Source organism: Streptomyces sp. NPDC034670 (genome assembly GCF_055574875.1).
In genome coordinates this window covers 120,349-145,603 of the sequence record NZ_JBVITR010000002.1, presented here as the reverse complement: position 1 = coordinate 145,603, position 25,255 = coordinate 120,349, and the positions used below count along the sequence as shown (strand labels likewise).

Sequence of the window (25,255 nt, the reverse complement as noted above, 5' to 3'; positions counted from 1 at the left end):
CGGCCCGGCAGGCAGGCGGAGCCTTCAGGCCGCGCGGCCGGTGAGTCCGTAGCCGGCGTCGCCGACGACCTCCGCCAGCAGCGCGTCGTCGGGCTCGCCGGAGGTGGTCACGGCGACCCGGCCGGCCTCGAGGTCGACGTCCACCGTCAGGACGCCGTCCAGGGCACCGATCTCCCGGGTGAGCGTGGCCTCGCAGTGCCCGCATGTCATTCCGGAGACGTCGTAGACGGTGGTGGTGCCTTCGGTGATCCGGGCCGTGGCGGGGCCGGTGGAGCAGTTGCCGTCGGGGGAGCAGCAGGACATGGACGCCTCCTGGAGGAGAGGGACACTTGGGTACCCCCGGGGGGTACCTGTGGCGCCCCTTAGGTATACCCCCCACCCGTATGTTTGGCAAATGTCTCCGGCTCTTCGGCCGCTGGTGGCGACGGTGGAGGCGCGGACCGCACGCGCGTCGGGGGCCCGGCCGACGCGCCGTACCCGGGCTCCGCCCACAAGATGGTGGAGTGCGACGGGCGACCGGTCGTGGAGCCCTCGCCGGCGAGGACGGCGGCGGCCGGGCGGAAGCAGGTGTCCCGCCGCCCCGGCCGTGCCGACGTGACCGGTCCCGCCGACGAGCGGCCACCACGCGGCGGGGAGCCCTCACCGACCGCGCCCGGCACCGCGTCGAGGAACGGACGACGGCGGCTTCCGCAGGATTCCCGGCCCTCCGGCGGGCCGTGTCCGGACCACAAGGGTGAGGACGGTGTCGAGGTGAGGAGGAAGGCGATGCCGCACACGGCGGAGTGGAGGGTTCGGCTCCAACTCTTCGAGGACGACGACGGAACCACGAAGGCACGCGCGGTGCTGGACACCGGCACCGCGGAACTCACCGGCCACGGAGTCGCGCACCGCAATCCGGCGGACACGGACGTGCCGGAGATCGGTGACGAACTGGCGGCGGGCAGGGCGATGCAGGACCTCGGCCGGCAGTTGGTGGCAATCGCCGAACGCGCCATCGAGGGCACGGGCGCGGCCGGACCGGACCCCCGGCCGGCCGCCGGCTGGCCCGTGTGACTGACGACTGGCGCAGCGGGTCGGGGAGGGCCGTTCGCGGCACCTCCCGTACGGCACGGCGGGGACGGGCCCCCGGCGGCCCCGCACGAGCCGGACGGATCTCCGCCGGTGGGACCGAGGAGCAGGAACGCACCGGGTGGTCCGCGGGCACGCCCGCCGCACGGGGCGGTGCGGCCACCGCACACGCGGCTCCGCCACCGCGCACAGCGGTGCGGATCCCACGAGCGGAGTCCTCAAGGCGCGCGACGGTGCGCGTGCCGAAGACCGGGAGCGGGAGCGGGAAGGCGCGCCGCGGCCTGCCGGTGCAGGAGTCCGGGCGGGGGAGGCCCGGGGCGCTGTCACGCCGGACGAGCCGGCGGGGCGCCGCCCGCGCGCCGGCCGGTGCGGGGACCTGCCGTCGGGGCCGCGGCACGGCGGCTCGTCGCCGTCACTCCGACGGCAGGCGCGTCCTCAGGGCCGGCGCTCGACCGGTGCTTCTTCGCAGGTGACCTCGTCACGCGGGGTGTAGTGCGTGCGGAACGGCTCCCGCTTCACTTCCCGGCCGCCGTCGCGGAAGATCCGTTCCACGGTGACGTCGAAGCCCTCGAGCGGGGTCTGCGGCACGCACCGCTCGTCGGTGCTCACCTTCTTCGCCGGCTGCCGCACGTCGGTGCGCGGTCCCTTGACCGACGTGATCTCGTCGTACTTCTTCGTACCGAGGAAGCTGACGGTCACCGACGTGTCGGTGGACTCGGCCTGGATGTAGATCGCCTTGCCGGAGTCGTTGGTGAACCTCAGGTCCAGGCTGCCCCAGGCGACCGTCGCCTCGCGGCCCTCGGGGTAGCGCTCGATGTAGAAGGAGTGGGCGCCGTACTCGACGGGCTTGACCCCGGCGAAGAACATCGCGTTGAAGACCGTGGTGGCCACGGCGGAGACACCGCCGCCGGGCGCCTTGGTGTACTGGTCGTCGAAGATCATGACGCCGTCGACGAAGCCGTTGGCCTCGGTGCGCTCGCCGACGGTCCGGTTGAAGCTCCAGGTCTCGTTCGGCATGACGACGGAGCCGTTGATGAGCTCCACGGCCCGGCCGACGTTCGTGGTGCGGTAGGCGGCCGGTTCGAAGGTGACGGTGAAGGAGGACATCTTCTCCGTCAGTCCCAGGCGCGCCGCGTTCTCACGGGTCACCTCCGGCTGGATCCGCCGCGCGTCCACCTCGCCGGTGCGGGCGGCGCCCGACCTGGTGAGCAGGGGCAGGACGGCCTTGCCCAGGGCTTTGTCGGTGACCTCCACGCCGGGCCTGGCGTCGGCGGTCACCACCGCCTTGTCGCCCTCGAGCCCCAACCGGGCGTTCCGGGGGGTGGCGGGCAGGTCGTTCAGGGCGCCGGCCACCGCGGGCGCGGCGCGCAGGCCCTTGCTGTCGAGTTCCGGTGCGAGCCGGCCGGCGTCGTCCGGCCGCATCGCCAAGTGCTCACCCAGCACGGCCGGGGAGAGCGTGAACCGCTTGCCGCCCGCGGTGAGCGTGACCGGGGCCGACATCGCCGGCTGCGCGAACGCGCGCACCGCCCGCCGCACCTCTTCCGCCGTGACCTTCGGCTCGGTCCGGCGCGCGGGCAGCACCGTGACCGAGTCCGCCGCGCCGCGCAGGAAGGGGGCGCGCAGGGCGCCGATCGCGGCGTCCACGTCCAGGGCGTACCCGGTGCGCGGGGCGGTCTGCTCGACCCGGCCGTCCTCGAAGGAGACGGCACCGTCGCGGACCTTCTGGTCGAGCGTCTTCGCCAGCTCCCCGAGGGTGGTACGGGCCTTGTCCCCGTCGACCCGTACGACCGGCTCGACGTCACCGCCCGAGCGGAACAGCCCGCCGATCACACCGACCGGATCGGTGCCGGTGGACGCCGCCCGGTCGAGGGTCTCCCGGATGTCGAAGGAGAGCCCCGCCTGCCGCGGGTCGACCGCGCCCGTGCGGTCGCCGACCTTCACGGCCAGCTTCCGCGGTCCGGTCGCCGGCAGGTCCCGCTCCAGCTTCCGGGCGGCCTCCTCGCGGGTCAGGCCCCCGATGTCCACGCCGCGCACCGTCGTACCCGCCTCGATCTCACCGCCGGTGAGCAGCAGCCCGGCGAGGTACAGGCCGCCGACACCGACGGCCAGCGCACCGCCCGCCAGGGCGACGGGCCGGAGAGGGGCTATGCGGGGGGCGGAAGGTGATCGGGGGCGCATGGGTCTCCTGAACGATCGATGTAACGTGCACCCGATGCCACGGCACTGTGTGCGAGAACAGCGAGAACAGCGAGAACAGTCGGCCAGGCTACGCACAGGCGGGCGGCAAAGGGTATATCGCAGGTCACATCGGACCTTGTGGATCGATGGGCCGACCGGGCCGTCCGGTGAGCGCACCGGCACTCGGCGTGCCCGACCGTCCGCCCTTCCGTCCGCCGGGCCGTCCGCCGGCGGGCATTCGGCTGCCTGACCGTGCGGTCGGCGTGCGTCCGGGGAAGACTGGCTTCCCGGTGGTGCCGGAGCGGCCGTCCCGTCCGTCGTTCCCGGACGCGGGCCCGACGGCCTCGTGACGAGCATCTGGTGGTTCCCGCGCACGCGCCGCCGCCGGGGCGGCGCCGGTGACGGGGGAGGAAGGCCCGTTCGGGAGGTGCGTGTCGTGGTGTCACCCGTCGTCGCCGGTGTCGACGGTTCCGCCGAGAGCCTGGCGGCCGCCGCGTGGGCGGCCCACGAGGCCGTGCGCCGCGGACGGGCCCTGCGACTGCTGCACGCGCGCAACTGGCACCCGGGCCAGGACGAAGCGGGCACCGCGCACGCGGCCGAGCGGCTCCTGGCACAACGCCTCCTGCGGGAGGCGGGGGAACACGTCCGTGCCGCGTGCCCCGACGTGTCGCTCCACGACGAGCAGGTCGAGGGCCCGGCGACCGCCGCCCTGGTGGGAGCGGCGGCCGACGCCGGCCTGCTGGTGCTGGGCTCGCGCGGACTGGGCCGCATCGCCGGACTGCTGGTGGGTTCGGTGGCGCTCGGCGTCGTGGCGAAGGCCACGCGCCCCGTCGTCCTCGTGCGGACCGACACGGCCGGGGGCGGCGGGGAGAGCACCGGTCGGCGGGACGTGGTCCTCGGGATCGACGTCACGGAACCGTGCGACGAGGTGATCGAGTTCGCCTTCGAGGCGGCCCGCCTGCGCCGGGCGCGGCTGAGGGCCCTGCACACCTGGCGCGCGCCCGACCCGCTCACTCTGGGCCCCGGCGAGGTCCGCCTGGCGAGCGACCCGCAGCGGGCCGAGGAGTGGCTGGGTTTCCTCTCCGCCGTGCTCCAGGCGTGGCGCGACGAGTACCCCGGGGTAGGCGTCCTGCACACCGTGCGGGAGGGCAAGCCCGCGGACGCCCTGGTGGAGGCGGCGTCCGGAGCGGAGCTGCTGGTCGTCGGGAACCGGCTCACCGACCGCCCGAGGGTGCCGCGCACCGGCCCGGTCACCCACGCCGTGATCCACCGGGTGGACTGCCCCGTGGCCGTCGTGCCCCACCACTGAACAACCGGGGGTGAGCCCCGCGCCGGGGCCCGCCCCGCGGCCCGTGCGACCGGCGGCGTCGTCGGCGGGTGCACGGGCCCCCGTGGTTCGCCCGAGGCCCGGGGCCGCCGCGTCCCGCGGCAAGCGCCGGCGGGGACCGGTGCGCCGGTCCCCGCCGGGCGGCCCCGCGCGGGGGTGGTCCGTCCGGCTTCGCCGGCCGGGGTCAGCGGGTGTCGGTGAGTCCGCCGGTGACGGCGATGACCTCGCCCACGGTGTAGCTGGAGTCCGCGTCGGAGGCCAGGTACACGTAGGTCGGTGCGATCTCCTCCGGTTGGGCCACGCGCCCGAGCGGGCCCTCGCTGCCGAGTCGGGCCAGGCCGTCCTGGGGCATGTTCTGGTCGGCGACGTTGAGTACGGTCCAGGTGGGCCCGGGGGCGACCACGTTCGCGCGGATGCCGTCCTTGGCCAGGTGCGGGGCGATCGACTTGGTGAAGTTGACCAGGGCGGCCTTGGCGGCCGCGTAGTCGATCATGGTGTTGCTGCCCTTGAGCGCCTCCTCCGAGGCGGTCGCGATGATCGCGTCACCCGCCTCCAGGTGCGGGCGGGCGGCCTGCACCAGGTGGAAGTAGGCGTACACGTTCACCCGGAAGGACCGGTCCCAGTCCTCGAAGCTGAGCTGCGACAGGTCCGTCTGGCTGTTCAGGTGAGCCGCGTTGTTCACCAGGATGTTCAGGCCGCCCAGTTCCCGCACGGTCCGCTCGACCGCCTCGCGGCAGAACGACGCCTCGTCCAGCTCGCCGGGGAGCAGCAGGCACCTGCGCCCCTCGGCCTCCACCGCGCGGCGGGTCTCCTCCGCGTCCTCCTGCTCCTCGGGCAGGTACGCGAGGGCGACGTCGGCGCCTTCGCGCGCGTACAGCACCGCCACCGCGCGGCCGATGCCCGAGTCCCCGCCGGTGATCAGCGCGACCCTGCCGCGGAGCTTGCCGGCCGCGCGGTAGCGCTTCGCCAGGTAACGGGGCCTCGGCTCCATGTCCTTCTCGTGCCCCGGGTGTCGCTGGCGCTGCTCGGGATAGGGCGGGCGGGGCTCGGAGAGCACCTGCGGTTCGCCGCCCGGGAAGCGGCCGTCGTCCTGCATGGGTGAGAACCTCCTGACGTCTGCGGCGCGGTCCGGTTTCCCCGGCCGCCTGCGGTCAGGTGCCCTTGCGGCTCGCGGGAAAACGAGACGAAAGCACGAGTGTGGTCCCCTTCGTGACGGTTCTTCCGCTCATGACGGCTCTTCCGCGGTCCGCCACGGTTCCTTCGCGGTCCGCCACGGTTCCTTCGCGGTCCGCCACGGTTCCTTCGCGGTCCGCCACGGTTCCTTCGCGGTCCGCCACGGTTCTTCCTCGGTCGCCGGACCGGCGCGGGACGCGCCGCGGGTGCGCGCCACCGCCGGGGGGAGAGCCCGCGCCGACGAGCAACGGTTGTCGTGGTGAAGGAAGTCGAGTGCCACGGGGAGGGCCGTTCGTGTGCGATCCACCGAGCAGACCGAGCAGACCGAGCAGACCGGGCAGACCGGACAGACGGGACAGGGAGTGGCTCACGCCTCGCCGCGCGCCTTCAGCACGATCTTGTTGAGCAGCCACAGCGCGATGCCGATGACCAGCAGCACACCCGCCCTGATGTAGACGTCCACGGACCGTTCGGACAGCGGGCTGGCCAGGATCAGGGCGGTGATCGCGCCGAGCACCGGCAGGGCGGTCGGTGTGCGGAAGTGCTCGTGTGCGACGCGGTCGCGGCGCAGCACGAGCACGGCGATGTTGACGACGGCGAAGACGCACAGCAGCAGGAAGGCCGTGGTGTCGCCGAGGCCGGCGATCTCCCCGGTGGAGACCAGGCCGATGGCGAGGAGGGTGACGAAGACGATGCCCGCGACCGGGGTGCGGCGCCCGGGCAGGACGCGCCCCATGACGCGGGGCAGGATGCGTTCGTTGGCCATGCCGTAGCAGAGGCGGGACGCCATCATGATGTTGATCAGAGCCGAGTTGGTGACCGCGAACAGGGCGATCAGCGCGAACAGCTTGGGCGGGAAGTCGATGCCGCCGGCCTTCACCACCTCCAGCAGCGGGCCGCTGGAGCCCTCCAGCACGCGGTAGTCGACGAGCAGTGAGGAGACCAGGGCGACCAGGATGTAGAGGGTTCCGGTGACGGCGACGCCGGTGAAGATGGCGCGCGGGAACGTCCGCACCGGATCCTTGGTCTCCTCGGCCATGTTGACCGAGTCCTCGAAGCCCACGAAGGCGAAGAAGCCGAGGGCCGTCGCCCCCAGGACGCTGGTGATCAGCGCGTAACCGGTGCCCTCCGCCTGGAACTCGCCGAGCCGGGAGGGCTCACCGTCACCGCTCAGCACCGCCCAGGCGCCGATCGCGAGGATGACGAGCAGGCCGGTCAGCTCGACCAGGGTGAGGACCACGTTGGTCTTCACGGATTCCGACACGCCCCGCAGGTTCAGGGCCGCCAGGGCGAGGATGAACAGGATCGCGACGAGGGTGGGCGGGAAGAGGTCGGTGAACTCGGAGAAGTAGTCGCCGCTGAAGGCGCGGGCCGCCGCACTGGCCGAGGAGAGACCCGAGCACATGACCATGAAGGCGATGATGAAGGTGAGGAACGGGACCTGGAACGCCTTCTGGGTGTAGAGCGCGGCACCGGCCGCCCGCGGGTACTTGCCCACGAGCTCGACGTACGAGGCGGCCGTCAGGAGGGCCACGACGAACCCGATGACGAACGGCAGCCACAGGGCCCCGCCGATCTTGCCGGCGACCTGACCGGTGGCGGCGTAGATGCCGGTGCCGAGGATGTCGCCGATCACGAAGAGGATCAGCAGCCTGGTGCCGAGGACGCGCCGCAGCGGAGTGCCGTCCTCTCGCTCCGGCGAGGCGCCGGCGTCTCTTCCGGTGATGGACACGAGGGCTCCCCCTGGGGGTGTTCCGCGCCGAACGATGTCTTGCCTGCCCGGCGGGCCGGTGAGTGATGCCTGGGTGTGGTGCGATCGGGGGTACGTGCGTCCATCACACCTCACCGCGACCGGTGGCGACCCCGCGCAGATGGTGAAAAGATCGGAAAAATCACCTCACCTGCGCGTTCCGGGGAGCGACATGGACGACGAGGCCGAAGCCCAGGACGGCGAGGTCGACGCCCACGACACCGAGGCCGACGCCTACGCCGAGGAGGCCGACGACGTCGGAGGGGAACCCGTCGACGCGCGGTCCGCGGAGCCGGACGTCCTCCTGGACGTCCCGCTGCTGAAGGTGGACGAGATCGCCCTGGACGTGGAGGACCTGCGGGCCAGGGTGTCGCTCCGGGCGGAGGTCCTCGACCTGCTCCGGCTGAACGTGGGGGCCGACGTGGAGCTGGGAGCCGTCCACCTCGACATCAAGGGCGTGGAGGCCCGGGCGCTGCTGAAGGTGCGTCTGGACAACGTCGCGGAGGTCATCGGGAGGGTTCTGACGACCGTCGACCGCAATCCGGACATCATCAAGGACGTGACCTCGGGCATCGGGACCGCCGCACGCGAGGTGGGGGCCGGAGCGGGCCGTACGCTCGACGAGGTCGGACGCGGCGCCGGCGGGGCGGTCGAGGAGGCGGGACGCGGCGCCGGGGCCGCGGTCGAGGAGGCGGGGCGCGGCGCCGGAACCGCGGTCGAGGAGGCGGGGCGAGGCGCCGGCGGGGCGGTCGAGGAGACCGGGCGAGGCGCCGGCGGGGCGGTCGGGCGGCTGGGCGACGACACGGACGAGGCGGTCGAAGGACTCGCGGAACGGACCGGGGACGCGGCCGGCCGTGCGGCGCGGAAGCCCGGACGCCGGGCTTCCGCGCCCGCGCGACGGTCCGCCGAAGCCGGTGAGGGCCCCGCGCGACGGTCCGCCGAGGAGCCCCGCCGCAAGGTGAGGCGCGTGCGGGAGCAGGGGGCGCGGGACGAGGACCGCCCTCCCTGAAGGCCCGGGCCCCGGCGCGCGGACATCGCGTTCACCTCCACCGTGTCGGCCGACCGGCTCCGTTTCCGCGAAGGGCCGGACGTGGACGTCCGCTTCAGCGGAAGTCCCGGCACGCACTCGACCACGTCGAGCACGAGGACGAACCTGCCCGGCCCGGTCGGGGCCGGCGTGACGTACCGGGACGTGCGGGTCCGGTACGGGCTGGCGAACACGCTCGGCGCCGGGACCCGGCCGCCGGGAACCGTGTGAACGACGCCCGCCCCTTCACCGGGGGTCAAGTCCCGGCACGATGTGTCATGTCCGGAGCCGGGGTGCACGACCGGTCGCGGCGGCGCCTTAGGATCCGACCATGGCGAACCTTCGTGAGGCGCAGAAGCAGATGACGCGCCGTCTGCTGCTGGAGTCGGGACTCGATCTCTTCAAGGCGAAGGGGTACGCCGCCACCACGGTCGACGACATCGCGACCGCGGCGGGCACCACGCGCGTCACCTTCTACGCGTACTTCTCCTCCCGCAGCGAACTGATGAAGGCGCTCATCGACGAACGGCTCAACGAGGCGCTGCAGCGCGTCCGCTCCGCCGAGCACGGCTCCACGGCACAGGACCTCGTCGCCACGGTCACCGAGGGGACGCCGGAGGCGATCATGGCGTGGCTGCGGCGGACCGCCGACAACTGGCCGGTCGTCCGGCCGATCATCCGCATCGGCCGGGACGCCGCGGTGATCGACCCGGAACTCACCGACCTGGTGGAGCGGTGGCTGGAGGAGGCCATCAGCGACATCGAGGACGGACTGACGGCGGCGGGGCGCTTCGAGCCCCACCAGCGCCGCTTCCGGGGCGTCCTCGCGATGGCCCAGCTCGACTTCGTCGCCCAGCACTGGGACCGGGCGGACTGGAGGCTCACGCGTGACCAGATGCTCGACGAGCTCGGCGCCAGCTGGGTGGGGCTGCTGACCTGACCCGGTCGGCCGGGCGGCCCGGCAGGCAGGCGGGCGGTGCCGGTGTCAGAGCCGCGACGCGGCGTCGAACAGCAGCGCGCGGAGCCACTCGACGAAGTACTGGTCGGCCAGCCGGGGATTCCAGACGATGTCGATCCCGAGCCCGGGGAGCGGGAAGGGGAACTCCTCGATCCGCAGGTCCGCGAGGGTCCGCATGGTGGCGGCCACCTGGTAGCGCAGGAGGGCGACGCCGCCCGCGCGTGCGACCAGGAAGGGCACCAGCAGGAAGTCGGAGCTCAGCTGGCCGACGCGGTAGGGGACGCCCTTCTCCTCGAGCACCGAGTACGGGAAGACGCGCCGGTCGGTGTCGACGACGACGTGCGGCTGCGTGGTGAGGAGGTCGAGCGCGCCGGCCTCCGGCGGGGTGTCCGGTGAGGCCACCACCACGCAGCGGTCGTTGTACAGCCGCTCGCGCGGGTGCGGCGAGAAGTGCCCCTCGGAGATCAGCACGACGTCGACGCCCTGGTCGGTGAAGGTGGCCTCGGTCGGCACCGTGATCGTCCGCAGGCGCAGGGTGGCGTGCGGGGCGCGCTCGGCGACGAGCCGCGTCAGACGGGGGCCGATGACGAACGCCGTGCTGTTGGTCATGGCGATCGTGATGACGCGCCGGTCCGTGGCGGGGTCGAAGCAGGGGAAGTCCACGATGCGCGCCGTCTGCTGCAGGGCGCTGCGCAGCGGCGCGATCAGCTCCATCGCGCGGGGGGTCAGCGTCACGCCCGCTCCCTGGCGGACGACGAGGTCGTCGCCCAGCAGCCGCCGCATCCGCGTGAGGGCGTGGCTCATCGCCGGCTGCGACAGGCCGACCCGCTCCGCCGCCCTGGTCACCGAACGCTCCTCGAGGAGCGCGAGGAGGGGCACCAGCAGGTTGAGGTTGACCGACGCCAGCCGGTCCAGCCTCGACCCCGCGGTGCCCTCTCCGTCGTGCTCCATGGGGCCAACCCTACGGGGCCGCCCGGGTCATGCGGCGCAGACGGGGGATGGGGACCCGGTAGTTGAGCGCCACGGCCGTGCCGGTGCCGTCGGCGTGCGACCAGCGCATCAGCGCCGGTCCGCCGCCGGGCTCCCCGTCGGCGTACGCCGGCTCCCCGTCCAGCGGCAGGTGGCCCACCGCCTTCAGGCTCAGTCCGAACTGCTCGGTCCAGAAGTACGGCTGGAACCGGAGCGGCGGCGCGTCGTCGCCGTGGACCAGGGCCCTCGCCGCGACCTTCGCCTGCTCGACGGCACTGCTCCACAGGGGGATGCGGCGCAGGCCCTGAGGGGTGGGGAAGGCCGCGAGGTCGCCGACGGCGGCGACCTCGGGGCGCACGAGCCCTCGCGAGTCGGCCGGGACGGCGCCCTTCGCCACGAGTCCCGTGTCCGCGAGCCACTCCGTGTTGGGCACGTCGCCGACGGAGCTCAGGAGGAGTTCCGCCTCGAGGACCGTCCCGTCGTCGAGGACGACCCGGGCGTCCCCGGCACGCCGTTCGAACCGTGCCGCCTCGGTCTCGACGAGGGTGAGCCCCCGGTCCAGCGCGGCCTTGACGAAGACGCCGGCGAGGTAGGGGCCGAGCTGGAGGAGCAGCGGCGGCCCCTGGGAGACCAGGGTGACCCGGCAGCCGGCGGCCAGGCACCCCGAGGCGATCTCCATGCCGAGCGGGCCTGCGCCCACCACGACGACCGAGGGCCGGCTCGCCAGCCGCTCGCGCAGGGACAGTGCGTCGTCGAGTCCGCGCAGGGTGATCTCCTCGGGGAGGTCGGACAACCGCCGCGCCCGGGAGCCGGTGGCGAGGACGAGACGGTCGTACGGCAGAGCCGTGCCGTCGTCGAGGGTGACGAGCCGGCGGTCGAGGTCGAGCCCGGTCGCCCGGACGCCCAGCAGCTCCTTCGCCCCGTGACCGGTGGGCGGGAGCTCGTGCGACGTCATGTCGTCGCCGTCGAGCAGGACCGCCTTCGACAGGGCCGGGCGGCTGTACGCCGGGTGCGGTTCGTCGCCGACGACGGTCAGCTCGCCGTCGAAGCCGGCCTCGCGGAGCGTGTCGGCCGCGGTGAGTCCGGCGATCCCGTTGCCGACGACGACCACGCGGTCCATCGTGCCGCCGCTCATACGACCCTCAGCGCCGCGACCGGGCACACGCGGGCGGCGGCGTTCGCCAGGGCCGCGTCGGCCCCCTCGACCTCCTCGCGGTCGAGGACGAGCTCGCCGTCGTCGTCGAGGTGCATGAGCTGCGGGGCGGCCTCCTCGCACAGGCCGTGGCCCTCGCAGCGGGGGCGGTCGAGAACGATCCTCATGCGGGGATCACCTCCAGGACGGGGAGCTTCTCGATGCTCCGGGTGGTGTTGCCGGGAACGCGGACCTCGGGTCCGACGACGAGGCGTTCGACGCGCCGGGACAGCGCGTCGATCACCGCGTGGGCCTCCAGGCGGGCGAGTCCCTGGCCCGCGCAGCCGTGGGGGCCGTAACCGAACGACAGGTGGTCGACCGGGTTGCGCTCGACGAGGAAGGCGTCCGGGTTCTCGTAGTGCCGCGGGTCGCGGTTGCCGGCGCCGAGCAGGAGCGCGATCTGCGCGCCTGCGGGGACGACGGTCCCGTCGATGTCGACGTCCCTGGTGGCGCGCCGGCCCCAGGTGGTGATGGGCGGCCAGAAGCGCAGCACCTCGTTGAACGCCGCGGGCACCAGCGAGGGGTTCGCGCGGACCAGGGCGAGCTGGTCGGGGTGCTCGGCGAAGAGGGCGACGATGTTGCCGATCGCCGCGATGGTGGTGTCGACGCCGGCGCCGAGGTACTGGTGGATGATGTGGCCCGCCGTGCCCGGCGGGACGGCCCCCCGCGCCTCGGCGTCGAAGATGCCGCGGCCCACGGAGCCCTCGGCCAGGTCCTCGGCCCCGACCTGGGAGCACCAGGCGTAGAGTTCGCCGGCGATGGGGAAGTTCTCGGCCGTGCGCTGGTTCAACGGGCCGAGGACCTGCATGGCCGCCTGCCCCCAGCGCAGCATGTTGTCGCGCACGTGGCCCGTGAAGCCGATCAGGTCCGCGACGACCTCCAGCGGGAACGCCCGGGCGAGGGCGTCGATCGCCTCGAAGGAGCCCTTCTCGGCGAGTTCCGCGACGAGCGCGTCCGCCTTCGCCTCGATCCGCCCCTTCAGGCCGCGCAGCGCACGCGGTGAGAGGTTCTCGGTGAGCGTGGCGCGCAGCCGGGTGTGCACCGGCGGGTCCGACGCGAGCGAGGTACCGGTGAGCGCCTCGTTGGCCATCGGGTTGAACGCGATCGAGGTCGAGGAGAACGACTCCCAGTCCGCGAGCGCGTCGCGGACGGTGTCGTACCGCGTCAGCGCGTAGACGTCGTTCTTCCGCAGGTGGACGACGCTGCCCCGCTCCCGCAGTTCGGCGTGGACGGGGTAGGGGTCGAGCAGGACCTCGTCGGCGAAGAGGTCGATGTCGGAGGTGGGTGGGGTGCTCATGCCCCCAGTGAAGTAGTCGACCCCACATCCATCAAGTGAATGATTTACATGATGTCTCATGCACGGCGTTCATGTTCCGGACCCGCTGTCCGACGCGTCCGACGCGTCCGGCGCGCCGGCCGACGGGCAGCGGACGACGTTCTCCCGCACCCGCACTCGGCGTCTTCCCGTCATTCCCCCATGATCCTCTCAAGCACTCACGAACCGGTCCGTCGCGGCCGGGGAGGGGGAGCGCCGGGTGTTCGGGGGAGCGGCCGCGCTCGCTACGTTCGGTGACGGATCCATCGTCCCGGTGGGCTTCTCGTGGTGCGTGTGCGCCCTTCGGGGTGCGTGCTTCGAGCAGCTCAGGGCGGCGACGAGTCCCGGTCGCCCGGACGGGGCGAAGGGTGACCGGCCGTCCGGGCCGGAACACTCCTTCACTCTCGGTAATTATTTTTTCTTGGTGTTCATTTCATTGACGGTATGTAAACCGAGTGGCTACCGTGACCGCAGCCACGGGGTGCCGCACACCCCACCCTGGACACGTGAGGCAGGCATGAGCGTCAAGAGCAATACGGTGAACACCGTTCTGGGTCCGGTGCCGGCGGGAGAACTGGGCGTCGTGGCGGTCCACGAGGCGCTGCTGTCGGTGGTCCCGGGCGCGGAGCACGCCTACGACGTCACCCTCGACCGCGCCGAGATCTTCGAGACGCTCGCCGCGAAGCTGAAGGACTTCCGTGCCCACGGCGGCGGCACGATCGTCGACAGCACGGGCATGTTCCACGGCCGCGACGTCCGGCTGTACGAGACCCTCGCCCGCACGACCGGCGTGCACATCGTCGCCTCCACGGGCCAGGGCCCGGAGGAGAAGCTCGGCGGCTACTTCCTCACGCCGCAGACCAACCCGCCGACCCCGTGGCCGGCCGAGAAGTTCGCCGGCCTCTTCGCCGCGGAAGTCACCGAGGGCATGGTCGTCCCCCGCGTGGAGCGCCGCGGCGCCGCCGGTCTGGTGGCCACCGTCGCGACCCCCGGAGGCATGACCGCCACCGACGAGAGCCTGTTCCGCGGCGCGGCCCGGGCCGCCCTGAGCACCGGCGTCGCGGTCTCCCTCCGCTACGGCGGCGACGCCGTCCACGACCTCGACGTCGTCCTGGACGAGAAGCTGCCCGCCGACCGCGTCGCCGTCGGCGGGCTCGACCGCAAGGACGCCGTCGCCGCCGGCGCGCCCCTGGGGACCGCCCGCCGCGGCGCCTACGTCGTGCTCGACCACGTGGGCACACAGGACGAGGCCCACCTCACCGACGCCGAGCGCGCGGCCCTGGTCGCCGACCTCGTACGGGGCGGCTTCGGCCACCGGATCCTGCTCTCGAGCAGCGCGACCGGGGTGGCGAAGGGCCACACCGGCAACGACCTCCCCTACAGCCACGTCCTGACCGCCTTCGTCCCGCTCCTGAAGGAGCGGGGGCTCGGCGAGGAGGACGTGCGGCGGATCCTCGTGGACAACCCGCGCGACCTGCTGTCGGTGCGCTGAGCGCGCCGACGCGAACGATCAGCAAGTTTCCTTACTCAAAGGTGAGTGTTGTGTCGAGAGTGAACACGGTCCTGGGGCCGATCCCGGCCGAGGAGCTGGGACTCGTGGCCGTCCACGAGCACATCGGGTACGGCATGCCCGGCTCCGAGCTGGACACGAAGTGGTGGAAGACCCCCGAGCAGCGGTACGAGGAGACCGTCCCGAAGCTGCGCGGGTTCCACGAGTACGGCGGCGGCACCTTCGTCGACGCCACCGGGATCTGCAACGGCCGTGACGTCGACTACTACAAGTCGCTGTCCGCGAAGACCGGCGTGCACATCGTCGCCTGCACCGGCTTCGTCGGCGGCGACACCGCCCTGTACCACTTCGCCAAGGCCGACGTCGACTACCTGACCCGGCAGTTCGTCCACGAGATCACCGTCGGCATCGGCGACACCGGCAGCCTCGCCGGCGTCATCAAGGTCGGCGTGAGCCGCGGCGGCCGCATGACGGACCTGGACAAGCGCATCTACCGCGCCGCGGCCCGCGCCGCGCTCTCCACGGGCGTGCCGATCCTGACCCACCTCGCGATCGACGCCGAGAACGCGATCGCGATCTTCGACGAAGAGGGCCTCCCCCTGGACCGCGTCCTGTTCGGGCACGTCGACGACGGCGTGAACGCCGACAAGACGCGCGACGTCTGGATCGCCGAGCAGGGCGGCCGCATCGGCTTCGACACCTTCGGCTACGAGACCGAACTGCCGGACCCGCCGTTCTGGGCCCGCCCCCGCCAGGAGCGGCTGGACCACTTCCTGCGGTTCATCGGCGACGGCCGGATCAAGCAGGTCCTCGCCTCCGCCGACGCCAACTGCAGCCCGCTGGGCTGGCCGGGCGTCAAGGGCCACACGGTCAACTACCTCTTCGAGGACCTCATCCCCGACCTCCGCGCCGCCGGCCTCGACGAGGCCGCGATCAAGACGATCTTCGTCGACAACCCGGCCGACTTCCTCACCCTCCAGAAGTAGAGAGAACCACCATGCAGACCTCGGACCTGAAGAACCTGAAGATCGCCATCGTCGGAGCGGGGTACGGCGGCGCGGCGGCGGCCAAGGCCCTCAGCCTGCTCGGCGCCCAGGTCGACGTCTACGAGCAGGCGAACCGGATCCGGGAGGTCGGCGCCGGCATCGGTCTGCGGCCCGCCACCATGAACCGGTTCCGCCAGTGGGGGATCTTCGACGCGATCGCGAAGGTGAGCTCACCGAGCGAGTATTTCGAGATCCTCACCGCCACCGGCGACCCGATCATGAAAGAGGCGTGGCCGGCCGACGGCGAGCAGACCCGCACCCACCTGATCCACCGCGGCGACTTCATCGAAGCGCTGCTGGGCGTGCTCCCCGAGGGCATGGTGCACCTCGGCCACAAGCTGGAGACCGTCCAGGACAAGGGCGACAGCTCCGTCCTGACCTTCGCGGGCGGCAGGACCGTCGAGGCCGACCTGGTCGTCGGCGCCGACGGCATCAAGTCGGTGGTGCGGGGACAGCTCTTCAGCGAGCAGGGCCCGGTGTTCTCGGGCGAGCACGCCTACCGCGCGGTCATCCCCGTCGACGCCGCCCACGGCATGGTCGTCGACGACAACCTCCGGATGTACATCGGCAGGGGCACGAAGGTCTACCTGCTGCCGCTGCGCCATCGGGGCCAGGTGTCGTTCGACATCACCGCCCTGTGCCCGGACAGCACCTGGAACCCGCAGGTCACGAAGGACGACATGCTGAGGACCGTGGAGGGCTTCGACGAGCGCCTCGTGGACATCACGCGCGACCTCGACATGGACACCGTGAACGTCCGCGCGGTCTACGACATCGACCCGGTCGACACCTGGCACTCGGACTCCGTCGTTCTCGTGGGCGACGCGGCCCACTCGATGCTGCACCACCAGGGCCAGGGCGCCAACTCGGCCATCGAGGACGCCGGCGCGCTCGCCGACGCCCTGCGGGACGCGGACTCCCTGAAGGAGGCACTGGCCCTGTACCAGGCCACCCGCAAGCCGGTGACCGACGAACTGCAGCGCATCTCGCGCCAGGGCTGGAGCGAGGACGAGATCGACGAGGTCTTCCCCGGCCAGAAGCCCGCCGACGCGTCGAAGGAGTGACCCCCATGCCCCTGCACCCCGAGATCGCCGAGTTCATCGCGAGCCTGCCCGCCCCGCCCGAGGGACCGCTCGACCCGGTCGCCCTGCGCGCCGCGGACGAGGCGCACGTCGCCCCCCTGGAGGAGCGCCTGCCGCTGCACGCCGTCGAGGACGTCACGGCGCGGACCGCTTCGGGCGAGGTCCCGGTGCGGATCTACACGCCGGACGAGGCCGACCGCCACGGCGTGCTCGTCTACTTCCACGGCGGCGCGTTCTTCCTCGGCAGCCTGGAGACGCACGACCACGTCGCGCGCTCGCTGGCGAAGGAGACCGGGCTCAAGGTCGTCTCCGTCGGCTACCGCCTGGCGCCCGAGGCCGCCTTCCCGGCCGGCCTCGACGACTGCCACGCGGTCGTGCGGTGGGTCGCCGAGCAGGGCGAGAGCCTGGCCTGGGACGGCACGACCCTCGCCCTCGCCGGTGACAGCTCCGGCGGCAACTTCGTCGCCGCGGTCGCCGCCCGGGCGCACGACGAGGGCTTCGACCGGATCACCCACCAGATCCTCTACTACCCCTCGCTCGACCTGGACTTCGACACAGGCCGCTACGCCTCGCTGCGGGAGAACGCCGAGGGCTACGGCCTGGAGACGGCGGGGCTGAAGCCCTTCAACGCCTTCTACCTCGACAGCGGCGCCGACCCCGCGGACCCGCGCGTGTCGCCGATCAAGCGGGAGGACCTCAGCGGGCTGCCGCCGGCCCTCGTCGTCACCGCGGAGTACGACCCGATGCGCGACGAGGGCGAACTCTACGGCCGGCGGCTGCGGGAGGCCGGCGTGGAGGCGACGGTGAGCCGGTACGAAGGCGCCAACCACGGGTTCGTCCAGAACTTCTCCTGGATCCCGGAGTACCGGGAGGTCTTCGCCGAGACGCGCGACTTCCTCGGCCGGCACTGACCCGGCCACCCAGGCACCAGCTCAGAAAGAGGGCCATGACGCACGCAGTCGACGTCCATCCCCTGGTCTCGCCATGGGGCCGGTTCGGTCTGTACAGCTTCTTCATCGACGCACCCGAGCCGGCCGTCGTGGACACCGGCATCGCCTCCTCGCCCGCCGAGGGGATGGCTCCCGCGCTCGAGGCGATCGGGCGCCGCATCGAGGACGTGCGCTGGATCCTGCTGACCCACGGTCACATCGACCACGTCGGCGGGGCGCACGCCCTGTGGGAGCTCACCGGCCGGCGCGCCCGGGTGGTGATCCACGAGGCCGACGCGCCGATGCTCCGCTCGCGCCGGGCGCACGTGGAGGAGTACCTCGCCGGACGGGGCCGGTACCTGGGTGATCCGGAAGGGGAGGCGAAGGTGACGGCGGCCGCGGACGCCGTCATCTCCGGCGAGATGGAGCCCGCCCTGCTGGTCGGGGGCGGTGAGACCCTGTCCCTCGGCGGCGGCGTCACCGTCTCGGTGCACTCGGTCCCGGGCCACACGCCCGGATCGGTCGCCTACGTCGTCGACGGGCAGCGGTCGGTGTTCGTCGGCGACGCCGTGCAGGTCCACGGGGCCGCCAACGGCTTCCCCGGCTACACCGACCCGGCCGCCTACCGCACCAGCCTGGAGTACCTGCGCGACGAGGTCCGCCCGCGTCACCTGTACCTCGGGCACCCGTACCGCCGCGCCGACGGCACGCCGTACGGCGTCGAACTCGACGCGGCACAGGCGCGGGAGGCCATCGACCAGAGCCTCGCCGTCGAGGGCCGCGTCGCCGCGGCCGCCCGCCGCTGCCTGGAGGCCGGTCCGCGGGAGACGGAGTCGCCGTACTCCCCGTTCGCCCCCGTGGCCGAGGAGCTCGGCTACACCGGCGACCCCACCCTCGAGCCGTCGCCGTTCTTCACCTCGATGCACGGCTACCGCACGCGCAACCAGAACGTGTAACACAGGAGCTTCGCAGTCATGACTGACCTTCGTACGATCCGGGCGGGCGCGCAGACGATCGCCGTCCGCAAGGACCTCCGGGTGCCGATGCGCGACGGCGTCGAACTCGCCGTGGACGCCTACCACGGCCAGGACGACACACCGCGGCCGGCCCTGGTCGCGATGAGCGCCTACGGCAAGGAACTGCAGGCCCTCGCCCTCACCACGCCGCCGCAGCGCCGCCCCAGCCCGATGTGGGACGGCTGCATCGAGGCGGGCGACATCGCCCGCGTCGTCCAGGAGGGCTACGTCCACGTCATCGGTGACATGCGCGGGACCGGCGACTCCGGCGGCGTCATGATCGGCAACTACAACTTCGGCGGCGTCCCCCAGGGACAGGACCTCCACGACCTCGTCGAGTGGGTCGCGGCCCAGCCGTGGTGCGACGGCAATGTCGGCATGATCGGCATCTCGTACTTCGGCTCCATGCAGGTGCTCGCCGCCGCCGAGCGTCCCCCGCACCTCAAGGCGATCTTCGTCAGCGGCGGCCACTACGACTTCTACGAGACCACCTACCACGGCGGCGTCATGTGGTTCATGCCGCGCGCCGCCCGCGAGGGCCGCGGCGGCGACTCCGGCATCGCGCACACCGACGTGAAGTCCCGCATGCAGGAGGTGTACTCGCCCGAGGAGCTGAGGAAACTCGTCGACGAGCGGCTGAAGGACCCGGACGTGGCGGCCTGGCCGAACCTCGTCCACGTGCTCAAGTACCCGAAGAACCGCGAGTTCTGGTTCGACATCGTGATGAACCCCCTCGACGGCGACTGGTACGAGGAGCGCAACCCGATCAACCTGGCCCGGAACATCGACATCCCGGTCTACCTGCAGATCGACCAGGGCCGGGGCTGGACCGTGGACGGCCACATCGAGCTGTTCGACGTCCTGAAGGGCCCCAAGAAGCTGGACATCGGCTCCTACCCGCCCATGCAGTCGCGCCCCTGGATCGAGGAGCACGACAAGATGTTCCGCTGGTACGAGTACTGGCTCAAGGGCATCGACAACGGCATCATGGACGAGCCGTCCGTGAGCGTCTTCGTGGAGGGCTCGCGCGAGGTGGTCACCGCCGGGCAGTGGCCGCCGAAGGAGATCGCGTACAGGTCGCTCTACCTGCGCCCGCGGCGCACGCTCTCCTTCGAGCCCGAGCTCATGGGCGCCGAGCACGCCGCCCCCGACGGCTTCTACCAGGCGCCGCTCACCGTCACCGACAAGGTGGAGGTGCTGGACTGGCGCACCGAGCCGTTCGAGGAGCCCACCGAGCTGATCGGCACCGGCGCGGCGCACCTGTTCGCCGAGATCGACCAGGACGACACCAACTTCATCCTGCGCCTGTGGGACGAGGCCCCCGGCGGCAAGCGGCAGCTGATCACCACCGGTTACCTCAAGGCCTCCCACCGCGAGCTCGACGAGGAGCGCACCACCGAGGGCAACCCCTACCACCCGCACACCCGCGCGGTGCCGGTGGAGCCCGGGAGGATCGAGGAGTACGTGCTGCGGCTCTACCCGTTCGCCGCCACGTTCCTGCCCGGTCACCGCATGGTGGTGGAGCTGTCGAACGACGAGCCGCTGGCCGACGCGCACAACGCGCTGCTGCCGCCGGACGCCTTCCACCTGCCGGTGGGCCGCCCCGTCACCCACAAGATCTACCGCGACGCCGCGCACCCCTCGCGGCTCGTGCTGCCGTTCACGACGGCCACGGGCTCCGCGCGCGCTCACGCGGGGGAGCGGCCCGGCGGCTCCTGACACGGCCCTCACCACGCCGCCGGGGACCGCCGTCCCCTCCGGCGGCCGGCCTCGCCCCTTCCCCGGCGTTGTGCGGACCCCGGGGGAAGGGGAGCGCGGGAGGACTCGGCCTGTGCGGGAGTCCTCCCGCCGGAGGGCGGCGGGGACGGCCGGGCCGTACCACGGCGGCCCGGCGCGGGACGGCGCCGCCTTCACCCAGCGCCCCTCCCGGGGCCGGGCGCCCCCGTCACCGGCCGTCACCGTCCCCGGCCTCCGCCAGCGCGGCCCGTCCGGCCTCCAGCCGGGCCACCGGGACGCGGAACGGCGAGCAGGAGACGTAGTCCAGTCCCGCGCCGTGGAAGAAGTGGACGGAGTCCGGGTCGCCGCCGTGCTCGCCGCAGACGCCGATCTTCAGGTCCGGCCGTGCGGCGCGGCCCTCGGCGACGGCGATCCCGACCAGCCGGCCGACGCCCTCGCGGTCGAGGGTCTCGAACGGGGAGGCGGGGAAGACGCCCTTGTCGAGGTAGGCGGGGAAGAACTCCGCCTCGACGTCGTCGCGGGAGAAGCCCCAGGCGGTCTGGGTGAGGTCGTTGGTGCCGAAGGAGAAGAAATCGGCCTCCCCGGCGATCCGGCCCGCCGTCAGCGCCGCCCGGGGCAGCTCGATCATGGTGCCGACCGGGCACGTCACCGGGACGCCGGACGCCTCGGACACCTCCGCCAGGACGCGCTCGACCTCAGCGCGGGCGAGGCGCAGCTCCTCGACGGCGCCGACCAGCGGCACCATGATCTCGGCCCGCGGGGAGCCCCCGGCCCCGGTCCGCTCCACCACCGCCTCGGCGAGGGCCCGCACCTGCATTGCGACCAGGCCCGGGACCACGAGGCCCAGGCGCACCCCGCGCAGGCCGAGCATCGGGTTCTCCTCGTGCATCCGGTTCACGGCGTCGAGCAGGGCGGCCTCGTGCGGGTCCGGCCGCTCGCCGCGGGCCTCGGCGGCGGCGATCCGCACCGCCAGGCCGGTGCGGTCGGGCAGGAACTCGTGCAACGGCGGGTCGAGCAGCCGGACGGTGACCGGCAGGCCGTCCATCGCCTCCAGGATGCCGGTGAAGTCCCGGCGCTGCAGGGGGAGCAGGGCGTCGAGGGCACGGTCACGGGTGGCGTCGTCGGGGGCGAGGATCATCTCCTCGACCAGCTTGCGGCGCTCGCCGAGGAACATGTGCTCGGTGCGGCACAGGCCGATGCCCTGCGCGCCGAACCGGCGGGCACGCGCGGCGTCCTCCGGGGTGTCGGCGTTGGCCCGCACCTCCAGCCGCCGGACGCCGTCGGCCGCGCGCAGGACGCGGGCGACCGACGCGACCACGCCCTCGGCCGCCTCACCCGTCTCCAGGTACCGCATGACCGCCGAGTCCACCAGCGGGACGGAGTCCGGGTACACGGCGCCCGAGGTGCCGTCCACGGACAGGACCGTGCCCTCCTCGACGACGGTGCCGTCACGGGTGGTGAAGCACCGCCGCGCGGTGTCGACGGCGAGCTCCTCGGCGCCGCAGACGCAGACCTTGCCCATGCCGCGGGCCACGACGGCCGCGTGGCTGGTCTTGCCGCCGCGGCTGGTGAGCACGGCCTGGGCGGCGACCATGCCGGGCAGGTCGTCCGGGGTGGTCTCCTGCCGGACGAGCACGACCTTCTCGCCGGCCCCGGCGCGCCGCACCGCCTCGGCGGAGTCGAAGACCGCCGCGCCGACCGCGGCACCGGGCGAGGCCGGGATGCCGCGGGCGAGCGGGTCGCCGGTCGCGGAGGTGTCGAACCGCGGGAACATCAGCCGGGCGAGCTCCTCCCCGCTCACCCGGCCCAGCCCCTCCCGCGAGGTGATGAGCCCCTCGTCCGCCAGCTCGGTCGCGAGCGTGAACGCGGCCTCGGCGGTGCGCTTGCCGACCCGGGTCTGCAGCATCCACAGGGTGCCGCGCTCGATGGTGAACTCGATGTCGCACAGGTCGCGGTAGTGCCGCTCCAGGGTCTCCATGTGGTCGAGCAGCCGCCGGTACGACCCGGGGTCCAGGCGCTCCAGCTCGGCCAGGGGCACGGTGTTGCGGATCCCGGCGACGACGTCCTCGCCCTGCGCGTCGGGCAGGTAGTCGCCGTACAGTCCCCGGCGCCCGGTGGCCGGGTCGCGGGTGAAGGCCACGCCGCTGCCGGAGTCGTGGCCGAGGTTGCCGAACACCATGCGCTGCACGGTGACCGCGGTGCCGAGGTCGTCGGGGATGTGCTCGCGCCGCCGGTACAGGCGCGCCCGCTCCCCGTTCCAGGACTCGAACACCGCCAGGACCGCCCGTTGCAGCTGTTCGGCGGGGGACTGGGGGAAGGACTCGCCGGTCTCGCGCCGGATCAGGTCCTTGTACGTCTCCACGAGCCGGGCGAGGTCGCCGGCGTCCAGGTGGACGTCGTCCGGGGCGCCCCGCTCCTCCTTCAGCAGCGTCAGGGCGTCCTCGAACAGGGCGGCGTCGACGCCCATGACCGTGCTGCCGAACATCTGGACCAGACGGCGGTAGGAGTCCCAGGCGAACCGCTCGTTGCCCGACACCTCGGCCAGTCCCGGCACGGAGCCGTCGTTCAGGCCGATGTCCAGGACCGTCTCCATCATCCCGGGCATGGAGACCCGCGCCCCGGAGCGGACGGACAGCAGCAGCGGGTCGTCGGCCTGGCCCAGGCGCCGCCCGGCGGTCTCCTCCAGGGCGGTCAGGTGGCGGGAGACCTCCCGGGACAGCCCCTCGGGCTCCACGCCCGTCGCCAGGTAGGCGCGGCAGGCCTCGGTGGTGACGGTGAAGCCGGGCGGCACGGGCAGTCCCAGCCGGGTCATCTCGGCCAGGTTCGCGCCCTTGCCGCCGAGCAGGCCGGCCATCTCGCGGCCGCCCTCGGCGAAGTCGTACACGTATCGGACCATGACGTCGCACTCCTCAGCTCTGTGCGGCGGCGCGGAGGCCGCCCGGTGGGCGGCGGGCCCCGGCCGGCCCCGAGCGGGTGATCGTCGGTGATGGGGGGGGAGGGGGGACAGGGGCCGACCGGCCCTGGCCGTCCGGCCCCGGACCGGGAAGGATCTCGAACGGGAGGCCGGTGAGGTCCATCATGGGCCACCGGCGCGCACCCGGCACGCAGAGAACAGGAGCATCCCATGGCGGACGGCGAGCAGCCCGGCCCCGACGATCCGGTCCGGGTCTTCCTGCTGGACGACCACGAGGTGGTCCGGCGCGGGGTGCACGACCTGCTGGACGACGAACCGGACATCAGCGTGGTCGGCGAGGCCGCCACCGCCGAGCAGGCCCTCGTCCGGGTCCCCGCCCTGCGCCCCGACGTGGCCGTCCTCGACGTCCGGCTGCCCGACGGGGACGGCGTGAGCGTGTGCCGGGAGCTGCGCTCGGGCATGCCCGGCCTCGCCTGCCTGATGCTGACGTCGTTCGACGACGAGGAGGCCCTGCTGGACTCGGTCATGGCGGGCGCGTCCGGCTACGTGCTGAAGCAGATCCGGGGCTCCGACCTGGTCGCGGCCGTGCGCACGGTGGCCCGGGGCCAGTCGCTGCTCGACCCGGGCGCCACCGCCAGGCTGATGGCCCGGCTGCGCGGCGGCGAGCGGAAGGAAGAGGGGGAGCCGGACGCGCTGGAGGGGCTGACCGACCGGGAGCGGGAGATCCTGGAGCTGATCGGGGAGGGGCTGACCAACCGGCAGATCGGCCGGCGGCTGTACCTGGCCGAGAAGACGGTGAAGAACCACATCTCCCGCATCCTGGCCAAGCTGGGCGTGGAACGCCGCATCCAGGCCGCCGTGATCGCCACCGAGGCCCGGGACCGGCTGCGGCGCAGCGGCCGCTGACGCCGCGCACCCGTGCGCGGGCCGGGCCGGTGGCGCCCGGAGGCGGTTCCGGCGGCTCGGCAGTCGGCGGGCGCACGGCATGCCGGGGCCCGCGGCCGCGGCGGCCGGGCCCGCCCGCACGGCGACGGCGTGGTGCGCGTGCGTGTCGGCACCGGCGGCCCCGGCCCGGGGCCGGCGCCGCGAGGCCGGCCACGTGCCCGGCGACCACCGGGAACGCGGGGCCGAGCGGGCGCGGCAGCCGGGCGGGGGATCCGGAGCGGAGCGGCCCCGCGACGGCGGCACGGCGCTCGTGCGGCGGGCGCCGGTCACGGCGGAGCAGGCACCCGGTCCCGCGGAACGCGGCTTCAGGCCGAGGACCGGCCCCTGGCGCCGTCGCCCAGATGGTCCCGGAACCAGTCGGCGGCGGCCTCGGCGACCTGCTCCAGGGCGCCGGGCTCGGGGAAGAGGTGGGTGGCGCCCGGCACCACGTGGACGGCGTGCTCCGCGCTGAGCGCTTCGGCCGCCCGGTGGTTGAGGTCGAGCACCGTCCCGTCGTCGCCGCCGACGACGAGCAGGACCGGGGCCGTGACCAGGGGGAGCACCGCGTCGGCCAGGTCCGGCCGCCCGCCGCGCGACACGACCGCGGACACCCGCCGCGGCCGCTCGGCCGCGGCCACCAGCGCCGCGGCCGCGCCCGTGCTCGCCCCGAACAGGCCCGCCGGGAGGTCCGCGGTGTCCGGCCGTTGCCCGAGCCAGTCGACGGCGTCCACCAGCCGCCGGGCCAGCAGGGGGATGTCGAAGCGGTACTCGGCGGTCCCGGCGTCCCGGCGTTCCTCGTCCCCGGTCAGCAGGTCCATCAGCAACGTGCCGAACCCGGCCCGGCGCAGCGCTTCGGCGACCGCGCGGTTGCGGGGGCTGAGGCGTGAGCTGCCGCTGCCGTGCGCGAACACCACCACGCCGCGCGCCCCCGCCGGGACCACGAGGTCACCGGCCAGATCCGCCCCTCCCGAGGGAACGCTCACGCTCTCGGAGATCATGCGCCGTCACCTCCTGGGGAAGTCCGTCGCTCCGGCCGGGTACCCGGACCCGGCGGCCTCCCACCCGGACGGGGGGGGGGGGGGGGGGGGGGGGTTGCGGGGGGGGGGGGGGGGGTGTGTTGGGGCCGGAACCGCGGGGATG

21 protein-coding genes are annotated in these 25,255 nt (G+C 73.3%); 11 read left to right on the top strand and 10 right to left on the bottom strand.

Annotated features, from left to right (window positions below; all coding sequences use genetic code 11):
* Positions 1–24: 24 nt before the first annotated feature.
* Entirely contained in the window at positions 25–303 is a 279-nt protein-coding gene (locus ACZ56B_RS02140; RefSeq protein WP_468785274.1) for a heavy-metal-associated domain-containing protein, read from the bottom strand.
* Positions 304–765: 462 nt separating this feature from the next.
* Here ACZ56B_RS02140 and ACZ56B_RS02135 point away from each other — a divergent pair, with 462 nt between their 5' ends.
* On the top strand, positions 766–1,053 hold the full coding sequence (locus ACZ56B_RS02135) for a DUF1876 domain-containing protein (protein ID WP_468785272.1): 288 nt from the start codon (positions 766–768) through the stop codon (positions 1,051–1,053).
* A gap of 450 nt (positions 1,054–1,503) precedes the next feature.
* Here the strand turns inward: ACZ56B_RS02135 and ACZ56B_RS02130 are convergent, their stop codons facing one another.
* On the bottom strand, positions 1,504–3,246 hold the full coding sequence (locus tag ACZ56B_RS02130; RefSeq protein WP_468785270.1) for a VanW family protein: 1,743 nt from the start codon (positions 3,244–3,246) through the stop codon (positions 1,504–1,506).
* 436 nt (positions 3,247–3,682) lie between these two features.
* Here ACZ56B_RS02130 and ACZ56B_RS02125 point away from each other — a divergent pair, with 436 nt between their 5' ends.
* Positions 3,683–4,555 carry a universal stress protein gene (locus ACZ56B_RS02125; RefSeq protein ID WP_468785268.1) on the top strand — a complete coding sequence of 291 codons (873 nt, stop codon included), beginning with the start codon at positions 3,683–3,685 and terminating at the stop codon, positions 4,553–4,555.
* Positions 4,556–4,757: 202 nt separating this feature from the next.
* On the opposite strand, the gene ACZ56B_RS02120 is transcribed toward ACZ56B_RS02125, so the two are convergent.
* A complete protein-coding gene (locus ACZ56B_RS02120) occupies positions 4,758–5,669 on the bottom strand; it encodes an SDR family oxidoreductase (protein ID WP_468785266.1) in 912 nt (303 codons plus the stop codon).
* Between the two features lie 444 nt (positions 5,670–6,113).
* Positions 6,114–7,478, bottom strand: coding sequence for an APC family permease (locus tag ACZ56B_RS02115; RefSeq protein ID WP_468785264.1), 1,365 nt, complete (start codon positions 7,476–7,478; stop codon positions 6,114–6,116).
* 190 nt (positions 7,479–7,668) lie between these two features.
* Here ACZ56B_RS02115 and ACZ56B_RS02110 point away from each other — a divergent pair, with 190 nt between their 5' ends.
* Together ACZ56B_RS02110 and ACZ56B_RS02105 are read left to right on the top strand one after the other, a co-directional pair.
* The gene (locus tag ACZ56B_RS02110) at positions 7,669–8,505 is read left to right on the top strand and encodes a hypothetical protein (protein WP_468785262.1); all 837 of its coding nucleotides are present in this window, start codon (positions 7,669–7,671) and stop codon (positions 8,503–8,505) included.
* Between the two features lie 349 nt (positions 8,506–8,854).
* On the top strand, positions 8,855–9,463 hold the full coding sequence (locus tag ACZ56B_RS02105) for a TetR/AcrR family transcriptional regulator (RefSeq protein WP_468785260.1): 609 nt from the start codon (positions 8,855–8,857) through the stop codon (positions 9,461–9,463).
* A 45-nt stretch (positions 9,464–9,508) separates the two neighbouring features.
* Here ACZ56B_RS02105 and ACZ56B_RS02100 read toward each other — a convergent pair whose 3' ends face one another.
* The 4 genes from ACZ56B_RS02100 to ACZ56B_RS02085 are packed head-to-tail and all read right to left on the bottom strand — an operon-like array spanning position 9,509 to position 12,939.
* The gene (locus tag ACZ56B_RS02100; RefSeq protein ID WP_468785258.1) at positions 9,509–10,432 is read right to left on the bottom strand and encodes a LysR family transcriptional regulator; all 924 of its coding nucleotides are present in this window, start codon (positions 10,430–10,432) and stop codon (positions 9,509–9,511) included.
* Positions 10,433–10,442: 10 nt separating this feature from the next.
* A complete protein-coding gene (locus tag ACZ56B_RS02095) occupies positions 10,443–11,585 on the bottom strand; it encodes an NAD(P)/FAD-dependent oxidoreductase (RefSeq protein ID WP_468785256.1) in 1,143 nt (380 codons plus the stop codon).
* A complete protein-coding gene (locus ACZ56B_RS02090; RefSeq protein WP_468785254.1) occupies positions 11,582–11,770 on the bottom strand; it encodes a ferredoxin in 189 nt (62 codons plus the stop codon). Before ACZ56B_RS02090 ends, ACZ56B_RS02095 begins: the two co-directional genes overlap by 4 nt.
* Complete coding sequence (locus ACZ56B_RS02085) at positions 11,767–12,939, bottom strand: cytochrome P450 (RefSeq protein ID WP_468785252.1); 1,173 nt, start codon at positions 12,937–12,939, stop codon at positions 11,767–11,769. Before ACZ56B_RS02085 ends, ACZ56B_RS02090 begins: the two co-directional genes overlap by 4 nt.
* Positions 12,940–13,474: 535 nt before the next feature.
* Between ACZ56B_RS02085 and ACZ56B_RS02080 the strand changes: the two genes are divergently transcribed.
* The 6 genes from ACZ56B_RS02080 to ACZ56B_RS02055 are packed head-to-tail and all read left to right on the top strand — an operon-like array spanning position 13,475 to position 20,259.
* On the top strand, positions 13,475–14,449 hold the full coding sequence (locus ACZ56B_RS02080; RefSeq protein WP_468785250.1) for a phosphotriesterase family protein: 975 nt from the start codon (positions 13,475–13,477) through the stop codon (positions 14,447–14,449).
* A 50-nt stretch (positions 14,450–14,499) separates the two neighbouring features.
* On the top strand, positions 14,500–15,453 hold the full coding sequence (locus ACZ56B_RS02075) for a phosphotriesterase family protein (protein WP_468785248.1): 954 nt from the start codon (positions 14,500–14,502) through the stop codon (positions 15,451–15,453).
* Between the two features lie 11 nt (positions 15,454–15,464).
* A complete protein-coding gene (locus ACZ56B_RS02070) occupies positions 15,465–16,577 on the top strand; it encodes an FAD-dependent oxidoreductase (protein WP_468785246.1) in 1,113 nt (370 codons plus the stop codon).
* A gap of 5 nt (positions 16,578–16,582) precedes the next feature.
* Positions 16,583–17,506: an alpha/beta hydrolase gene (locus ACZ56B_RS02065; RefSeq protein ID WP_468785244.1), complete on the top strand. Its 924-nt coding sequence runs from the start codon at positions 16,583–16,585 to the stop codon at positions 17,504–17,506.
* Positions 17,507–17,541: 35 nt separating this feature from the next.
* Positions 17,542–18,480 carry an MBL fold metallo-hydrolase gene (locus ACZ56B_RS02060; protein ID WP_468785242.1) on the top strand — a complete coding sequence of 313 codons (939 nt, stop codon included), beginning with the start codon at positions 17,542–17,544 and terminating at the stop codon, positions 18,478–18,480.
* Between the two features lie 18 nt (positions 18,481–18,498).
* Positions 18,499–20,259: a CocE/NonD family hydrolase gene (locus tag ACZ56B_RS02055; protein WP_468785240.1), complete on the top strand. Its 1,761-nt coding sequence runs from the start codon at positions 18,499–18,501 to the stop codon at positions 20,257–20,259.
* Positions 20,260–20,485: 226 nt separating this feature from the next.
* Here ACZ56B_RS02055 and ppdK read toward each other — a convergent pair whose 3' ends face one another.
* Positions 20,486–23,173, bottom strand: coding sequence for a pyruvate, phosphate dikinase (ppdK, locus tag ACZ56B_RS02050; protein ID WP_468785238.1), 2,688 nt, complete (start codon positions 23,171–23,173; stop codon positions 20,486–20,488).
* A gap of 228 nt (positions 23,174–23,401) precedes the next feature.
* Here ppdK and ACZ56B_RS02045 point away from each other — a divergent pair, with 228 nt between their 5' ends.
* The gene (locus ACZ56B_RS02045) at positions 23,402–24,097 is read left to right on the top strand and encodes a response regulator (protein WP_468785236.1); all 696 of its coding nucleotides are present in this window, start codon (positions 23,402–23,404) and stop codon (positions 24,095–24,097) included.
* Between the two features lie 344 nt (positions 24,098–24,441).
* Here the strand turns inward: ACZ56B_RS02045 and ACZ56B_RS02040 are convergent, their stop codons facing one another.
* Complete coding sequence (locus tag ACZ56B_RS02040) at positions 24,442–25,113, bottom strand: dienelactone hydrolase family protein (RefSeq protein WP_468785234.1); 672 nt, start codon at positions 25,111–25,113, stop codon at positions 24,442–24,444.
* Positions 25,114–25,255 lie beyond the last annotated feature (142 nt).

Coding starts and splice junctions, on each gene's coding strand:
- ACZ56B_RS02065 (WP_468785244.1), top strand. CDS start 16,583: ATGCCCCTGCACCCCGAGATCGCCGAGTTCATCGCGAGCCTGCCCGCC.
- ACZ56B_RS02140 (WP_468785274.1), bottom strand. CDS start 303: ATGTCCTGCTGCTCCCCCGACGGCAACTGCTCCACCGGCCCCGCCACG.
- ACZ56B_RS02130 (WP_468785270.1), bottom strand. CDS start 3,246: ATGCGCCCCCGATCACCTTCCGCCCCCCGCATAGCCCCTCTCCGGCCC.
- ACZ56B_RS02095 (WP_468785256.1), bottom strand. CDS start 11,585: ATGAGCGGCGGCACGATGGACCGCGTGGTCGTCGTCGGCAACGGGATC.
- ACZ56B_RS02060 (WP_468785242.1), top strand. CDS start 17,542: ATGACGCACGCAGTCGACGTCCATCCCCTGGTCTCGCCATGGGGCCGG.
- ACZ56B_RS02045 (WP_468785236.1), top strand. CDS start 23,402: ATGGCGGACGGCGAGCAGCCCGGCCCCGACGATCCGGTCCGGGTCTTC.
- ACZ56B_RS02080 (WP_468785250.1), top strand. CDS start 13,475: ATGAGCGTCAAGAGCAATACGGTGAACACCGTTCTGGGTCCGGTGCCG.
- ppdK (WP_468785238.1), bottom strand. CDS start 23,173: ATGGTCCGATACGTGTACGACTTCGCCGAGGGCGGCCGCGAGATGGCC.
- ACZ56B_RS02070 (WP_468785246.1), top strand. CDS start 15,465: ATGCAGACCTCGGACCTGAAGAACCTGAAGATCGCCATCGTCGGAGCG.
- ACZ56B_RS02040 (WP_468785234.1), bottom strand. CDS start 25,113: ATGATCTCCGAGAGCGTGAGCGTTCCCTCGGGAGGGGCGGATCTGGCC.
- ACZ56B_RS02085 (WP_468785252.1), bottom strand. CDS start 12,939: ATGAGCACCCCACCCACCTCCGACATCGACCTCTTCGCCGACGAGGTC.
- ACZ56B_RS02105 (WP_468785260.1), top strand. CDS start 8,855: ATGGCGAACCTTCGTGAGGCGCAGAAGCAGATGACGCGCCGTCTGCTG.
- ACZ56B_RS02090 (WP_468785254.1), bottom strand. CDS start 11,770: ATGAGGATCGTTCTCGACCGCCCCCGCTGCGAGGGCCACGGCCTGTGC.
- ACZ56B_RS02055 (WP_468785240.1), top strand. CDS start 18,499: ATGACTGACCTTCGTACGATCCGGGCGGGCGCGCAGACGATCGCCGTC.
- ACZ56B_RS02110 (WP_468785262.1), top strand. CDS start 7,669: ATGGACGACGAGGCCGAAGCCCAGGACGGCGAGGTCGACGCCCACGAC.
- ACZ56B_RS02120 (WP_468785266.1), bottom strand. CDS start 5,669: ATGCAGGACGACGGCCGCTTCCCGGGCGGCGAACCGCAGGTGCTCTCC.
- ACZ56B_RS02100 (WP_468785258.1), bottom strand. CDS start 10,432: ATGGAGCACGACGGAGAGGGCACCGCGGGGTCGAGGCTGGACCGGCTG.
- ACZ56B_RS02135 (WP_468785272.1), top strand. CDS start 766: ATGCCGCACACGGCGGAGTGGAGGGTTCGGCTCCAACTCTTCGAGGAC.